Here is a 14,809-nt window from a genome sequence, read left to right as displayed (position 1 = left end):
GGGTGGTGGCGGCGGGGGGGGCGGGGTTTAAACCCCGTTCGGGGGGCGCGCGCCGGGCCGGGCCGCGCCCCGACCACACTACGAATCTCGTATCTTTCAGTAAGGAAGGCAGTCCTTTAACAAATATGTATATAGTTTAGAAGGTGGTGGAGTTTGCTCTAGAGCGGAAAAACGAACGGCGACGGAGCGGCCGAAAGAGAACGGCCGACTCACTCCTCGGTGTCGTACGGTTCCCCGACCGCCGACGGAACACGCGTGTACCCGACCAGATTCAGCACGACCAGCACCGCGACGTAGGGGAACAGGCCAACGATACTCCCCGGAAGCGAGATGCCGACCGTCTGGAACTGGACCTGTAGCATGTCGGTCGCGCCGAACAGTAGCGACGCGCCGAACGCGCCCAGCGGGTTGTAGTTGCCGAAGAGGTACGCCACGATGGCTATCCAGCCCCGGCCGTCCACCATCGTCACGCCGGTCCCGGTGAACCCGCTCCCGATGCCGATGGCGAGGACCGCGCCGCCCAACCCTGCCAGCGCGCCCGAGAAGACGACCGCGGCGTAGCGCACGCGGTTCACGTCCACGCCCGCGGTGTCGAGTGCTTCCGGATTCTCGCCCGCGGCCTGCACCCAGTAGCCCCATTTGGTGCGGTAGAGGACGACCCACGCCGCGACGGCGAGGAGAACCGTGAAAAGCACCAGCGGCGAGGCGTCGAACAAAATGGGGCCGACGACCGGTATCTCCGCCAGCACCGGCACGGTCACGTTGTCGATGTTCGGAAGCGTCGGACTGGAGACGCCGCCCCAGAGGACCGTCGCGGTGAACGGACCGAACCCCAACCCGACGAACCAGACCGCGAGTCCGGCGACGATTTGGTCGGCCTCGTACCGGATGGTCAACACGGCGAAGAGCAACGTCAGGAGCGTACAGACCGCGACCGCGACGACGATACCGAGCCAGAGGTCGGCCTGTCCGACCGACTCGCTCCCGGCCGAAATCCACGCTCCGGCCGCGGCCGTGAGCGCGCCGAATATCATGAACCCCTCCAGTCCGATGTTGAAGACGCCGCTCTTCTCGGCGTAGAGACCGCCGATGGCCGCCAGCGCGATTGGCGTCGCGGCCCGGAGCGCGCGCTCGGCGGTCCCGACCGTCAGCAGGTCGGCGACCGGCAGGTCGAACAGCGCGGCGAGGAGCGCCAGCGCGACGAGCGCGACCGCACCGGCCCCGATTCTGAGCCGGTTGCGCGCGGCGTAGTCCGCGACGCTCACGCTCCCTCACCTCCCGTGACGAGCGCCCGGTCGTCGCTCGCGGTCAGTGCGACGGAACTCATCGGCTATCGCCCCCGAGTCCGGTCCGGCGCGCGGCCATCCGAAACAGCTCCGGGGTGGCCACGAACAGGACGACGAGACCGACCACGCCGTCCACCAGTTCCGGCGGCACGTCGAGCGTGAAGCCGATGTACTGGCCCCCGGCGTCGAGGCCGCCGAACAGGATGCCCGCGGGGACGACGCCGAGCGGGTTGTTCGCCGCGAGGAGGCTCACCGCGATGGCGTCGAAGCCGAACCGCGGGAACGTCGAGGGGTCGCTGTAGTAGCCCAGAATCATGACGGTGAACATCGCGCCCGCGAGTCCGGCCACCATCCCGGAGAACGTCATCGTGGCGACGACGTTGCGCTTCGGGTCCACGCCGGAGTAGGCCGCCGCGGGTTCCTGATGGCCGCTGGTCACGAGGTCGTAGCCGAACCCGGTGCGGGCCATCACGACGTAGACGACGAGGACCGTCGCCAGCGCCACGCCGAGACCGACGACCGAGAACGAGGGGCTGTCGAACACGACCGAGGGGAGCGAGACGTACTCCGGGAACGTCTCGGTGTTGGGCGCGGACGCGCCCGCTGGCCTGAGATAGCGGTCCACGAGGAAGAAGACCACGCCCGACGCGATGAAGTTGAGCATGATGGTCGTGATGACCTCGTTGGCGTCGGCGTAGGCCTTCATCAGGCCGGGGAGCGCCGCGTACGCCCCGCCGGACAGAATCGCCGCGAGCGTGCCCAGTCCGACGAGCAGGACGCCCCCGACCGCGCCCTCCGGGAGCATCGGCGCGAGGAACAGCACCGTGACCGCGGTGGCGAACCCGCCGACGACGAACTGGCCCTGCACGCCGATGTTGAACACGCCCGCCCGGAACGCGACGGCGACCGCCACGCCCGCGAGGACGAGCATCGTGGACTGGCGCAGGGTGAACGCGACGTTCGAGGAGCTTCCGAACGCGCCGTAGGCCAGCGACGAGACGAACTCCACGGCGTCGTACCCGGCGGCGGCGACGACGACCGACCCGAGAAACAGCGCCAGCAGGGTCGCGGCCACCGCGATAGCGAACCGCTCGACCACCGACGCGCGGAGCATCCGGTCGGCCGCGCGGTCGAGCGCGGCGCGCGCGCCACCGGTGTCGCTACTCACGGTTCGACACCTCCTCGGTCGGGGATTCCGGGTCCTCGTCGGCCGAGGAGCTGTTACTCTCGTCCTCGACGGAACGGCCAGCCATCAACAGGCCGAGTTGCTCCTCGGTCACGTCGTCGGGGTCCACCACGTCCACGAACTCCCCTTCGTACATGACCGCGATGCGGTCCGAGAGCTTCCGAATCTCGTCGAGTTTCGACGAGACGAACAGGACCGCGGTGCCCGCGTCGCGCATCTCCAGCAGGCGCTCGTGGACGAACTCGATGCTCCCCACGTCCACGCCGCGGGTCGGGTGGGAGGCGACCAGCAGGTCCGGGTCGTGTTCGATTTCCCGGCCGACGACGAACTTCTGCTGGTTCCCTCCCGACAGCGACGCCGCCTCCGCGTCGGCGTTCGGCGGTTGCACGTCGTACTCCCGGACGATGGTCTCGGCGTGGTCCCGGACCGACCCCCAGTCGATGAATCCCCGACGGACGTAGGGTTCGACGGTCTGGTTGCCCAGCAGGGCGTTGCGCACGAGGTCGTAGTCCTGCACCAGCCCCTCGTCTTGGCGGTCCTCCGGGACGTAGGTGATGCCCGACTCGATGCGCTGGCGGCGACTGGTCTCGGTGATATCCCCGCCCGCGAAGGTGACGGTGCCCTCCTCGACCTCGCGCAGGCCGGTCAGCGCCTCCACGAGTTCGGTCTGGCCGTTCCCCTCGACGCCCGCGATGCCGAGGATTTCACCCTCGCGGACGGTCAGGTCCACGCCGCCGACCTGTTCGAGGTCCCGGTCGTCCCGGACCCGCAACTCCTCGACGGAGAGGGTCACGTCGCCGGGCACGGTCTCGCGCTCGGGGTAGTCGAACAGCACGTCCCGGCCGACCATCATCCGGGCCAACTCCTCGCGGGAGGTCTCGGCGGCCGCGACGGTGCCGACCGCCTTCCCGTCGCGCAGGACGGTGATGTCGTCGGCCGCTTCGAGGGCCTCGTCCAGCTTGTGCGTGATGAAGATGAGCGACCGCCCGCGGTCGGTGAGTTCCGCCATCACCTCGAAGAGTCCTTCGACCTCTTGGGGCGTCAACACCGCGGTCGGTTCATCGAGGACCAGCACGTCCGCGCCTCGATAGAGGCTCTTGACGATTTCGACGCGCTGTTGCACGCCGACCCCTAACTGCTCGACCGGCGTGTCGAGGTACCGGTCCACGTCGAACCCGTAGGTCTCGCAGATGTCCTCGATGTCGGACCGGGCGCTCTCCTCGTCCACGAGTCCGTTCTCGGTCGGCTCGTGGCCCAACACGACGTTCTGGACGACGGTCATGTTGTCCACCAACTGGAAGTGCTGGTGAATCATCCCGACCCCGGCGTCGATGGCGTCCCGAGGAGAGTCGAACTCGCGGCGCTGGCCGTCCACGAAGATGTCGCCCGCGTCGGGGTCGTAGAGGCCGTAGAGGACGCTCATCAGGGTGGTCTTGCCCGCGCCGTTCTCGCCGACGAGCGCGTGGACCGACCCGGCGTCGAGCGAGAGGTCCACGGCGTCGTTGGCCACCACGTCGCCGAATCGCTTGGTGATACCGTCGAGTCGGACGGCGGGTACTCCTGTGTCGCTCATAGTCGTGGTACGTGATTTTGTATCATAAATAACGACGAGGAGGCCGGTCAGTTCTGACAGCCCGAGGCGCTACACGGCACCGTCACGTCACCGTTCACGATAGCCTGCTTGGATTCGTCGAGGTTCTGGCTCACTACGTCGGGGAGCTTCGGGCCGACGGCCTGTCCGAGGACCACCTGAACGGCGTCCTCCTGCAGTCCGAGGACGTTCTGGCCGTTGACGCTCTCCCAGTTGTCCTGCGCGACGGCGACCGCGACCTCTCTGGTCCCCTCGTTGATGAACTTGACCGCCGACCCCATGATAACGTCCTGATAGTCCGGGAGCGTCTGGGACTGGTCCGAATCGACCCCGATGGCGAACCGGTTCGCGTCGCGCGCGGCCTGAAAGACGCCCTGCCCGGCCGCGGCGGCCGCGTGATAGACGATGTCGGCACCGGCGTCGTACTGGGAACTGGCGATGTTGTTCGCGGTCTGGGTGTCGGTGTAGTTGCCGATGTAGCCGACGCGAACGTCCACCTCCTCGTTGACCCACTGCGCTCCGGCCCTGTAGGCGCGCTCGAAGGCGTTGATGAGCGCGCCATCGACGCCGCCGACGAACCCGACGACGGCGTTGTCGGGGTTCAGCGAGTTGCCCGCGTGAGAGAGTTCCCGAGTCGTCATCGTGCCCGCGAGGACGCCCGCTTGGAACGACATCTCGTGGTTGGCCCACGTGTACCCCGCGACGTTGGGTTGGTCCACGTAGTCGTTGATGAGCATCCACCGCTGGTCGGAGTACTGGGAAGCGTTCGATTCGAGCGCCTGCGTGTGGTTGTAGCCGACCAGCACGATGAGGTCGTAGTCCGGATTGGAACTCTCGGCCAACCGGGACTGGACCGTGCGATACTGCGACTGGTCGGTCTCCTCGACCTGCTGGATGTTGAGGTTGAACTCCTCGGACGCGCTCCGGAGACCCTCCAGCGCGAGGTCGTTGAACGCTCCGTCGCCGAACCCGGCCGGACTGGAGACGATGGCGACGTTCGTCGTGCCACCGTCCTGTGCGCCGACCCGTCCAGCGATGGCCGTCCCGCCGACCAGCGCGGCCCCCGATTTGAGGAAGTCGCGTCGGTCGAAGTCGCTCGCGGTCCGTCTCCAGTCTGGCCCGGCCGTCTCCCCTGTCGCGTCTGCGTTACGTGTCATCTTTTCACACCCTCCGGGCGAGTTACTTCGCGCCTCCGTAAAAAATTGTCCGTTAATATTGAATAGTGGGACGAGATGAACGAACCGGTAGCCGCGGCCAGAAAACCGACCATTCAAGCCGACTCGGGTCTAGTGGCCGACAACTACTCACGGATGAAACACCTCCCGAAGCATCTCCGACCGCGGTGGCGCTACCTCGCCGTCGAACTCGAAGCGTGGCCCGACGCCGACATCGACCGACGGGACTTCCAGCGGAGCGTCTGGTTCGCCGCCCAGAATCTCCTTGGCGACGCCGGGAGCGCCGACGCCGACCTGAAGGTCCTCCAGTTCGAGTTCGGCGAGGGCACCGGAGAGGCCATCGTCCGCGCGCGCCACGGCCACGCCCAGCAGGCCCGCGCGGCGCTGGCCTGCGTGGACGAAATCCGAAACGACCCCGTCGGCCTTCGCGTCCGCGGTATAAGCGGTACGGTCCGTGCCTGTGAAGAAAAGTATTTAGGAGCAGACGGCCAAATTCCTGACGAGAGAAAAGTCGTGTTCGGGGACGCAGACCGGTCGGCCGTCGAGCGAGACGGACTCCTCGACGTGCGGACCGACGGCGCGTTCGCGGGCGCGACGGAACTCGATTTCGAGTGATACTATGCAGGGACAAGCCCAACAGCAGGCCTACGACCGTGGGATTACCATCTTCTCCCCGGACGGACGGCTCTATCAGGTCGAATACGCCCGCGAGGCCGTCAAACGCGGCACTGCGAGTATCGGCATCCGCACCGAAGGCGGCGTCGTACTCGCGGTGGACAAGCGCATCCGCTCCGAACTCATGGAGCGGACCAGCGTCGAGAAGATTCACAAGGCCGACGACCACATCGGCATCGCCTCGGCGGGCCACGTCGCCGACGCGCGCCAGCTCATCGACTTCGCGCGCCAGCAGACGCAGGTCAACCGCCTGCGCTACGGCGAGCCAATCGGCGTCGAGACGCTGACCAAGGAAGTCACCGACCACATCCAGCAGTACACGCAGGTCGGCGGCGCGCGTCCGTTCGGCGTCGCGCTCATCATCGGCGGCATCGAGGACGGCGAGCCGCGCCTCTACGAGACCGACCCCTCGGGCACTCCCTACGAGTGGAAGGCCCTCGCGGTCGGTGCCGACCGCGGCGAGATTCAGGAGTATCTTGAGGACAACTACAGCGAGGCGATGGACTTGGACGGCGGCATCGAACTCGCGCTCCGCGCGCTCGGGTCGGTCAACGACGACGAACTCAGCCCCGAAGGCGTCGGCATCGCGACCATCGACGCCGAGTCCGAGCAGTTCATGGAACTGACCAACGACGAGACCGAGGAGTACCTCTCGGAACTCGACCTGCTCGGCGGCGGCGACGACGAGACCGAACCCGAGGAGTAGACCGCTCCTCTTTCCCGCGGTTTCGCTAGTTGGGTAGTCGTGGGTGTTTGGATTGGCGTGGTATTCTGTTCTTCGTACCCCCGCGGGGAGAGAAGTGCATCACCGAGCGTGCGCCGTGCTGGTCGCTCGTCCATCGGAAAACCGCGTTCGGAAGTCGGAACCGAGACGGAATCGCCGAGTCAGCCGTCGAGGACGCCGACGCGTTCGCCGCGGTAGCCGAAGACGTTCTCGTAACCGTAGGCGGACATCAACACCGGATAGAACGGTTCGTCGGCGACCAGTTCCCGGCGGTTCGAGGCGGCGAAGACCTCCCCCTCCGCGACGCGCTCGAAGTTGTCCGCGAACACCCGGAACTCGTCGCCGCCGTCCTTGGGCACCGGATTGCCGAGGCGGTAGACCGCCACCTCGTCGCGGTCGTAGCCCGCGACCGGTTCGTCGTCGGGGAGCGCACCGGTCGCTTGGAGGAAGCCGTAGATTAGCTCCTCGGCGTTGTCCGCGGCCTCGTCGGAACCCTGCAGGCCGCACTCGGCCTCGACGACGTGGGGGTACTCGATGAGTCGCCCGTCGCTCTCGGCCTCCGTCTCGACCAACACGGAGACCGGCAGGTACGGACAGACCGAGCGCGCCACGGCGTCCACGGTATCGACCAGCGCGAACGGTTCGGCGTACGACTGGGTGGAGTGCAACGAGAGCGTCGTGCAGTCCCGGACCTCTTGGGAGAGCGCGGCCGCGAGGCGACGCTCGTGGGTCTCGGCGTCCGGGTCGCCCGGAAACGCCCGATTCAAATCTTCTTCGACGTATCTGACTTCGCGGTCCAGCGCCTCCTCGTTCGCGACGACGAACTTGACGGGGCGCTCGACTGCTGGCGACGACGCGAGGAGACGGTCTATCGCTCGGACGCCGCACGGCTCGTCGCCGTGAATCGCGGCGACGACGGCGATTTCGGGCGTCCCCTCGCCCAACTGCTCGATTCGCATCGGCAAAAAAGCGGCACCGCGTGCTTTTGAGCGTTTCGACTCTCCGCCGTCGTGTAAATTTCAGATTATCGACCTGTCGTCAGTCGTCGCCGTCACAGAACGACCGAATCGGCGATTCGAGGTCCCGGCCCGCGTCGGTCAGCGCCACGTAGTCGTCGTCTTGGTCGTAGTCCACGAGTCCGGCGCGAGCGAGTTTCGGGACGTGGGTGTGGTACAGCGAGAGGTAGACCTGCAACACGTCGTCGGCGTCGATTCGCGTGAGGGGTTCGCCCTCCTCGGCGACGGCCACTTCGTCGGCGAGGTCCGGGAGCGACAGGTCCCCGTGAGCCAACAGGGTCACGACCGCCTCGCGCCGCCGCACGTCCGCGAGGAGGTCGAACAGCGTGTTCAACGAGACGGGGTGGTCGGCCGACTCGAACTCCGCGACGACCGGGCGTAGCTCCTCGAACTCGCTGTCCTCGCGTTGGGTGACGAGTTCGCGGTCGGCGTCGTACTCCACGAGGCCCGCGTCGGCCAGTTTCGGGAGGTAGGTGTGGTGGAGGCGAGCGCGCAGTCGAACTTCGTCGGCCAACGTGGCCTCGTCGGCCAGCAGGTCCACGAGGTCGTCCACGACGACCGCCTCGTCGCTGTCCGCGAGATGCCAGAGGAGGACCCGACAGTCCCGGTTCCCGAGTGCGTCGAAAGTCGCGTCGAGCGAGGCGTCGCGCTCGGTGCTGTACGGTCGGGCGTCCGCCGTGTCGTTGCGAGAGTCGGTCGTTGTCATGTGGGTAGCCTCCCAGTGCGCGAGCAGTCGGGGCGCTCTGTCTCCACCAACGACGCCGCGTGTATATAAGTTGTCGATTCCCGTTGATTACCAGTGCGAATATCGAGGCGGGCGACGGTGGCGTCGGACGGGGCCGCGGCCTCCTCGGTCGGCGAGTAGTCACTCCAGCGATTCGGCGTACGCGAAGTCTGATTTATCCGCGGTCGGGAGCGTGCCGTCGAGTTCGATTCGCCACTCCTCCAAGACGGTCGGCTCCTCCAGCGCGCGAGTCATCGTCTCGCGCACGTCCAGCACGTCCACGCCGTAGTAGTCCCGAGGCACGCCGTGGAGGTACTGGAGCGCGGTCTCGAACAGCGAGGCCATTCCGCCGTCGTCCTCGAAGTCGAAGTGCTTGTACGCGCCCGCCGCGACCTGCACCATTCCGTGGAGGAACTTGCTCTCGGTGGTCCCGCTCCCGTAGTTGTACCACTCGTATTCGAAGCAGTCGTGCGATTCGTGGAACTCGCCGACGTTGAACAGTCGAATCCCGTGGACCGTCGCCCGCCGGAGCGTGTCGTGTTCCCAGCGACCCTTCGCGGGGAGCCACCCGGTCGGCGTCCCGACTCGGGGCGGACCGACCGACGCGTCGCGGGTGTGGTCGTCCATAGTCGCACGTCGGTCCGGAGCGGCGTAAGGTGCGGGGTTCGAGAGACGGTACCGGAATCGGGAGACGATACCGGAGTCGGGAGACGGTACCGGAGTCGGGAGACGGTACCGGAGTTCGAGAGACGGTACCGGCGTTCGACGCGGAGGAGACGGCGGGTGTCGGACTCCGAAACGCCCCGAAACCCCGACTCGCACCGCAACAGATACGCCGGTTCGGGTCGAAAGACGAACGTGTCCGTCGTCCACGACTACCACGTCCACTCGAACTACTCGGACGGTACCCAGATGCCCCGGATGCTCGCGGCCGCCGAGGAGGCCGGTCTCCGTGCGATAGGGTTCGCCGACCACTGCAACGTCTCCGAGCGCGGGCGATTCCAGACGCAGAAACGCGAGTACGGCATCAACTTGGACCGGACCTACCCGCTCCGCCGGGAGGCCATCGAGTCGTTGCGCGACCGGTACGACCTCCGGGTCTTCGACGCGGTGGAGATGGACTACGACCCGCGGGACGAGGCCGACATCGCCGACTTCCTCGACGAGGCCGACTTCGACTACGCCGTCGGGAGCGTCCACCGCGTCGAGGGGACCAACGTCCAGCGGAGCGCCCCTTTCACGGACCTCTCGGAGCGCGAGCGCCGGGGAGTCGTGGACGACTACTACGAGCGACTCGCGGACCTCGTGGACTCGGAACTGTTCGCCATCGCGGCCCACGTGGACCTGCCCGAGCGCACGCCGGAACTCCGGGGCTACACCACGCCGGACCACCACGCGATGCTCGCCGACGCCCTCGCTACGTCGCGGACCGTCCCGGAACTCAACGCCGGGCGCGTCCGCCGGGAGTACGGGCAGTTCCACCCCGCGCCGGACCTCCGGGCGGCGCTCCGCGAGCGCGGCGTCGAGTTCGTCGCCGGGACCGACGCCCACGACCCCGACGAGATTCCCGCCCGAAAGCGCGAGTTGGACGAGTATTTCGCCGCGCGCGAGGCCGACCCGCTGGTGCTTTTCGAGTAGGTTTCTCAGGCGAGTCCGTCGCTCTCGACCGCGTGGGAACTCGATTCGAGGAGGGCCTGCGCGCGAGCGAAGGCCTCCTCGCTGGTCTCGAACTCCCCCTCGTGAGTCCACTCGTCGTCGGCCGTCGTGTACACGTCGAAGTCCCCGCCGCGGTACTCGTGGGACTCGACGTAGAGTTCTCGCTCGACGCTCCCGTCGTCGGCCACGAGCAACCAGACGCCCAATTCCTTGCCGCCTTCGAGGTCGCGCCGTCGGTGCCACTGCATCGCTCTGCTCCCACGATTTGCATGTAGTTAGCTCTTGACGTGAGAACTCACACTGCGACGAACCGAGAGCGGTTGCGACCAACCGGAAACGGTTGCGACCAAGCGAGAGCAGTCGCTACGAGACTGGCACCAGAGGAATGTTGCGAGGGCCCGCGTGGGCCGTGTAGTTTGCGAGGGCAAGACGCTCCGAAGCGGTCTTGCTTGCACTGTTGGGTGTGGCGACGCCACACCGGTAGTGCGAGGGAAGGGATTCGAACCCTTGGACCCCTACGGGAGCGGATCTTGAGTCCGCCGCCGTTGGCCAGGCTTGGCTACCCTCGCACGCTGTCTTCGTCTGGGGTTCGCGCCTGACGTTCGTCTCTAAAACGGCCGCTATATAAACCTCCTACGGTGTCGGATTCCGGGGACCGGCGGGCATCGGTGCGGTGGCTTGAGTGGTCCGCGTCACGGACCTACACGAGAATCCAGAGAAGGTGACTCTTCCCGACACCAACGGAACCGCACCGCAACAATACAGCGGAGTATCGCCGACTCCCGTCGTACCGCAACCGCACTGCACCGGCCGAAACCGCCGAACCGACAGGGCTTTTCCGGCGACGCCCCACCGCGGAAACATGACCGACGACGCCGACGACCTCCTCGCGGTGGCGAAGCGCGCCGCGAGCGCGGGAAGCGAAGTCGCCGCCGAGAGCTTTCGAGCGGGCATCGAAGTCGAGACCAAATCCGACAAGACCGACGTGGTGACCGAGGCCGACCGCCAGACTCAGCGCCGAGTCATCGAAGTCGTCCGCGAGGAGTACCCCGACGACGCAATCGTCGGCGAGGAGGAGGACGAACTCAAGGAGGTCCCCGACGAGGGCGACGCGTGGGTGATAGACCCCATCGACGGGACGAACAACTACGTCCGGTCGATTCCGGTCTGGACGACCAGCGTCGCGGCGGTCCGGGACGGCGAACCGGTCGCCGCGGTCAACGACTGCCCCGCGCTCGGCGAGACGTACGTCGCCGGACGCGACGGCGCGTACCGCGACGGCGAACCCGTCTCGGTCAGCGAGAAGACCGACCCCGAGACGTTCGCCGTCGTACCGACCATCTGGTGGGGGTTCGACCGGCGCGACGAGTACGCCGCGGTCTGCGAGGAGTTGGTCGAGCGATTCGCCGACGTGCGCCGGTTCGGGTCGGCGCAGGTCACGCTCGGGATGGTCGCGGCCGGGTCGCTGGAGGGCGCGGTGACGAACGTGGACCCGAACCCGTGGGACACCGTGGCTGGCGTTCACATGGTCCGACAGGCGGGCGGGACCGTCACCGACCGGCACGGCGACCCGTGGCGACACGACTCCGAGAGCCTCGTCGCCTCGAACGGCGAGGCCCACGACGAACTGGTGGCCGCCCTTCGAAACGTCGCCTGAACCGTATTGTGTCGTTCCACCGAGGACGTAATCCCCCGTTTCTGACGAGATGAATTCTAAGGATATTTAGCCTGAAAGAATCTGATGTAGGATATGGAACTCGATGATACCGACCGCGAAATCTTAGAAGCGTTACAGGAGAACGCGCGAACCCCCTTCAGCGAGATCGCGCGTCGTATCGACATGTCCAGTGCGACGGTCCACGACAGAGTCAACCGGATGGAGGAGGCGGGCGTCATCGAGGGGTACCACGCGAAGGTAGACCCCAAGGCACTCGACTACGGTATCTCGGCGGTCGTCGGCCTACAGGTCGAACAGGGACAGGAACAGAACACCCTCGGTCGCCTCGAAGACATCGACGGCATCCAAGAGGTCCACCTCACGACCGGTTCGTGGGACGTGTTGATGCGCGTCTACGCCGAGGACGCCGACCGACTTCGCGAGTTGATGTTCGAGAACGTCGCTCAGATGGACGGCTTCGCGCGCTCCCAGACGATGGTCATCCTCGGTACGCCCTACGAGACCGAGGAGTTGCCCATCGACGGTAGCGAAGTCTGAGACCGGCGCTCATCCCTAGCGTTCTCCGCGACCGGACACGTCTTCGACCGGACCACCGACTAGAATGGACTCTGTGACGAGCGGCGGCGACGACCGAGACCGGAACCGTAAAACGGTCGGCTTGCGCCTTGGCAAATATGAGTACCGTAACCGAGGGAATGGACTCCGAACGCCTCTGGGGTGGGACGGTCGCCGCGCTGTTGGCCGCGCTCGTCGGCGGCGCTCTCGTCTTTCCCGAGCGCGTCTACTACGGTTTCGTCTGGCACTACTTCTGGGGGCCGGTCGTCGCGGACGCCAAGAGCGCCCAGTGTGCGGCCTACGCCGACGGGTCGGTGAGTTTCCTCTACGAGTCGAGCGCCTGCGCGGCCGCGGCCGAACCGGTCGCGTACCCCGGCTACACGCTGGTCTCGGAGGTCGGCTACGCGCTGACGATGCTGTTGGCGCTACTGGGCGTCGTCTTCATGCTCCGTCGTCTCGGGGTCGGACAGGACCGCGAACTGTTCTACGCGCTGTTCCCCTACATGCTGTTCGGCGGCGCGCTCCGCGTGGTCGAGGACGCCTTCGACGGACTCGACCCCTCGCAGGCCGCCATCACGTTCCCGTGGAACACCCTCATCATCAGCCCGGTCATCTACTTCACGATGTTCGCAATCACGCTGGCGGCCCTGCTGGCGAGCATCTGGCTCCGCAACTCCGGCGCGACCGAGGGCTACCGCTACACCGTCGCGGGCATCGGCACGGCCCTGCTCTCGGTGACGGTCGGCTACCTCGGCTTCCTCGCGTTCACGACCGACTACGTGGACTTCTTCCCCCAGATTACGGTCGTCGTCCTCGTCAGCGCGACGCTCGTGACGTGGCTGACGTGGGAAGGTCTCACTCGCTACGCGCCCGAGGTCAACGAGGGGACGGGCAAGATGGGTATCGTCGTCCTCTGGGCGCACTCGGTTGACGGCGTGGCCAACGTCGTCGGCATCGACTGGGCGAAGGAACTGGGCCTGCCCGCCGACCTCGTGCCGAAACACCCCGTCAACCGCGCGCTCATCGAGGTCGGCAAGCAGTTCCCCGAACCAGTCGTGGACCTCATCGGCACCGCGTGGCCCTTCCTGCTGGTCAAAATCGCGGCCGCCATCTTCGTCGTCTGGGTGTTCGACGAGGGCATCTTCGAGGAGAGCCCGCGCTACGCCATCCTGCTCCTCGTGGCCATCGTCGCCGTCGGTCTCGGTCCCGGCACGCGGGACATGCTCCGCGCGACGTTCGGCATCTAAAAGCGAGTCGATTTTTCAGGTTTCGAGTCGTTCCAAGGTCGTCTCCGGGAAGTAGCGGCCGCCGCAGTCGGGACACTCCGCGACCTCCAGCGACTCCGAGTCGCCGAGTTCCGGCGCGTCGGACCCCCCGAATCCCAGCGACTCGCCGGGAACCTCGCGGCGAGTCAGCGACGTGCCGCAGGTCGCGCAGTCGAGTTCGTACTCGGAAGTCATCCCCGTCCCCCCGGATACTCGGTCGGTGAGAATGGCGACATACGGTACCACACACTACGGGGCGGGAGATAAAACCCTTGTCTGAGAAAGCTCTCGACGATGTCGCCCGGTCCGGCGGAGCGCACTCACGACCGCATTCGGACGACCAGTCGCTCCCCACCGGCGGTCGTGACGCAGGAGACGAACGCGATAGTCCCCAACTTCCCGCCCGCGCCCGAGAACGCCGCCGCGACCGCGACGAACACCAGTCCGCAGACCGCCCCGGCGAGCGCGACGCGCTCCTCGCCGTCGAGTCGGTCGGTCGAACTCATGCCGACGAACGAGGCGCAGAACGCCGCCGCGGCCAGCGTCTCGCCCGACGCGCCCGACATCGCCGGGAGACCGAGACCCGCCGCGAGACCGACGACCGCGGACCCGACGACCGCCCCGAGGTCGAGGCGGAGGCTCAGGACGACGGTCCCGACGGCACCCGCGACCGAAACCGGGACGACGACGAGCGCGTCGGTCCACGCGAGCGCGCTCCCGGCGGTGAAGTCCGCGCCGGTCAGCGCGGCCGTCGCCGCGCACCCGAACAGCGCGAGCGTCCCCAACTTCCCGCCGAACCCGTCGAAGGCGCGCTCGGCCGCGACGAACGCGACGCCCGAGACGAGACCCGCGAGCGCGAGGTAGCCGACCGACGGGAAGAGGGCGGGCGAGGCCATGCCGACGAACGACCCGCAGTAGGCCGGAACTGCGATTCGAGGAGTTCCGACTCCCGCGACGAGACCGACGAGCGCGGAGGCGACGACCGGGCCGAGACCGAACCGGACGCTCAGGACGTAGGTCACGACCGCCGCGGCGAGAACCGCGAACGCGTCCGCGAGGTCCCCGGCGTCGAGGTCGTGGGCGTCGGGCGCTTCGAGCGCGCGCTCCCGTTCGCTCGCGGCGGCGACCCCGCCAGCGAGGGCGACTCCTCCTTCGAGACCCAAGACCGCAGCCGAGACGCCGCCGGAGAACAGCGCGCTGGCGAGTAGCGCGACCGGCGTGAGCAACAGGACGACGTAGCCCGCGAGGCGAGTCGGCGCGTACACGCCAATCCGTAGT

General features: G+C 67.0%; 16 protein-coding genes and 1 tRNA gene. 6 read left to right on the top strand and 11 right to left on the bottom strand.

Annotation, left to right across the window (positions count from 1 at the left end; genetic code table 11):
- Nucleotides 1–209: 209 nt before the first annotated feature.
- The 4 genes from EPL00_RS09980 to EPL00_RS09965 are packed head-to-tail and all read right to left on the bottom strand — an operon-like array spanning nucleotide 210 to nucleotide 5,220.
- Nucleotides 210–1,265 (bottom strand): ABC transporter permease, encoded by a 1,056-nt coding sequence (locus EPL00_RS09980; protein ID WP_135852849.1) that lies wholly within the window; start codon nucleotides 1,263–1,265, stop codon nucleotides 210–212.
- 58 nt (nucleotides 1,266–1,323) lie between these two features.
- A complete protein-coding gene (locus EPL00_RS09975; RefSeq protein ID WP_135853232.1) occupies nucleotides 1,324–2,400 on the bottom strand; it encodes an ABC transporter permease in 1,077 nt (358 codons plus the stop codon).
- A gap of 46 nt (nucleotides 2,401–2,446) precedes the next feature.
- Nucleotides 2,447–4,045: an ABC transporter ATP-binding protein gene (locus EPL00_RS09970; protein WP_135852850.1), complete on the bottom strand. Its 1,599-nt coding sequence runs from the start codon at nucleotides 4,043–4,045 to the stop codon at nucleotides 2,447–2,449.
- A 47-nt stretch (nucleotides 4,046–4,092) separates the two neighbouring features.
- The gene (locus EPL00_RS09965; RefSeq protein WP_135852851.1) at nucleotides 4,093–5,220 is read right to left on the bottom strand and encodes a BMP family lipoprotein; all 1,128 of its coding nucleotides are present in this window, start codon (nucleotides 5,218–5,220) and stop codon (nucleotides 4,093–4,095) included.
- 153 nt (nucleotides 5,221–5,373) lie between these two features.
- Here EPL00_RS09965 and EPL00_RS09960 point away from each other — a divergent pair, with 153 nt between their 5' ends.
- Complete coding sequence (locus EPL00_RS09960; RefSeq protein WP_135853233.1) at nucleotides 5,374–5,853, top strand: Rpp14/Pop5 family protein; 480 nt, start codon at nucleotides 5,374–5,376, stop codon at nucleotides 5,851–5,853.
- A 4-nt stretch (nucleotides 5,854–5,857) separates the two neighbouring features.
- The gene (psmA, locus tag EPL00_RS09955) at nucleotides 5,858–6,619 is read left to right on the top strand and encodes an archaeal proteasome endopeptidase complex subunit alpha (protein WP_135852852.1); all 762 of its coding nucleotides are present in this window, start codon (nucleotides 5,858–5,860) and stop codon (nucleotides 6,617–6,619) included.
- Nucleotides 6,620–6,798: 179 nt separating this feature from the next.
- Here psmA and EPL00_RS09950 read toward each other — a convergent pair whose 3' ends face one another.
- The 3 genes from EPL00_RS09950 to EPL00_RS09940 all read right to left on the bottom strand — a co-directional run bounded on the left by EPL00_RS09950 (nucleotide 6,799) and on the right by EPL00_RS09940 (nucleotide 9,004).
- Complete coding sequence (locus EPL00_RS09950) at nucleotides 6,799–7,596, bottom strand: M14 family metallopeptidase (RefSeq protein ID WP_135852853.1); 798 nt, start codon at nucleotides 7,594–7,596, stop codon at nucleotides 6,799–6,801.
- 79 nt (nucleotides 7,597–7,675) lie between these two features.
- On the bottom strand, nucleotides 7,676–8,359 hold the full coding sequence (locus EPL00_RS23530; RefSeq protein WP_202932594.1) for a DUF7344 domain-containing protein: 684 nt from the start codon (nucleotides 8,357–8,359) through the stop codon (nucleotides 7,676–7,678).
- Nucleotides 8,360–8,518: 159 nt separating this feature from the next.
- Nucleotides 8,519–9,004 carry a DUF309 domain-containing protein gene (locus tag EPL00_RS09940; RefSeq protein WP_135852854.1) on the bottom strand — a complete coding sequence of 162 codons (486 nt, stop codon included), beginning with the start codon at nucleotides 9,002–9,004 and terminating at the stop codon, nucleotides 8,519–8,521.
- 231 nt (nucleotides 9,005–9,235) lie between these two features.
- Between EPL00_RS09940 and EPL00_RS09935 the strand changes: the two genes are divergently transcribed.
- A complete protein-coding gene (locus EPL00_RS09935; protein ID WP_135852855.1) occupies nucleotides 9,236–10,015 on the top strand; it encodes a PHP domain-containing protein in 780 nt (259 codons plus the stop codon).
- A 5-nt stretch (nucleotides 10,016–10,020) separates the two neighbouring features.
- On the opposite strand, the gene EPL00_RS09930 is transcribed toward EPL00_RS09935, so the two are convergent.
- Together EPL00_RS09930 and EPL00_RS09925 are read right to left on the bottom strand one after the other, a co-directional pair.
- Nucleotides 10,021–10,281, bottom strand: a complete 261-nt coding sequence (locus tag EPL00_RS09930) for a hypothetical protein (protein WP_135852856.1) — start codon at nucleotides 10,279–10,281, stop codon at nucleotides 10,021–10,023.
- Between the two features lie 236 nt (nucleotides 10,282–10,517).
- Nucleotides 10,518–10,602: transfer RNA gene (locus EPL00_RS09925), tRNA-Leu, on the bottom strand.
- 293 nt (nucleotides 10,603–10,895) lie between these two features.
- On the opposite strand from EPL00_RS09925, the gene EPL00_RS09920 reads away from it, so the two are divergent.
- From EPL00_RS09920 to EPL00_RS09910, 3 genes are all read left to right on the top strand, one after another.
- Nucleotides 10,896–11,690, top strand: coding sequence for an inositol monophosphatase family protein (locus EPL00_RS09920; protein WP_135852857.1), 795 nt, complete (start codon nucleotides 10,896–10,898; stop codon nucleotides 11,688–11,690).
- A gap of 93 nt (nucleotides 11,691–11,783) precedes the next feature.
- A complete protein-coding gene (locus tag EPL00_RS09915) occupies nucleotides 11,784–12,248 on the top strand; it encodes an Lrp/AsnC family transcriptional regulator (RefSeq protein ID WP_135852858.1) in 465 nt (154 codons plus the stop codon).
- Between the two features lie 137 nt (nucleotides 12,249–12,385).
- Nucleotides 12,386–13,513: a DUF63 family protein gene (locus EPL00_RS09910; RefSeq protein WP_135852859.1), complete on the top strand. Its 1,128-nt coding sequence runs from the start codon at nucleotides 12,386–12,388 to the stop codon at nucleotides 13,511–13,513.
- 15 nt (nucleotides 13,514–13,528) lie between these two features.
- Here the strand turns inward: EPL00_RS09910 and EPL00_RS09905 are convergent, their stop codons facing one another.
- Together EPL00_RS09905 and EPL00_RS09900 are read right to left on the bottom strand one after the other, a co-directional pair.
- Nucleotides 13,529–13,726 carry a zf-TFIIB domain-containing protein gene (locus EPL00_RS09905; protein ID WP_135852860.1) on the bottom strand — a complete coding sequence of 66 codons (198 nt, stop codon included), beginning with the start codon at nucleotides 13,724–13,726 and terminating at the stop codon, nucleotides 13,529–13,531.
- 125 nt (nucleotides 13,727–13,851) lie between these two features.
- Nucleotides 13,852–14,796 carry a hypothetical protein gene (locus EPL00_RS09900; protein WP_135852861.1) on the bottom strand — a complete coding sequence of 315 codons (945 nt, stop codon included), beginning with the start codon at nucleotides 14,794–14,796 and terminating at the stop codon, nucleotides 13,852–13,854.
- Nucleotides 14,797–14,809: the final 13 nt, after the last annotated feature.

Source organism: Halorussus salinus, from assembly GCF_004765815.2.
GTDB classification, from domain to species: Archaea; Halobacteriota; Halobacteria; order Halobacteriales; family Haladaptataceae; genus Halorussus; species Halorussus salinus.
The sequence above is the reverse complement of the archived record's forward strand: the minus strand, read 5'-3'. Positions and strand labels throughout refer to the sequence as shown.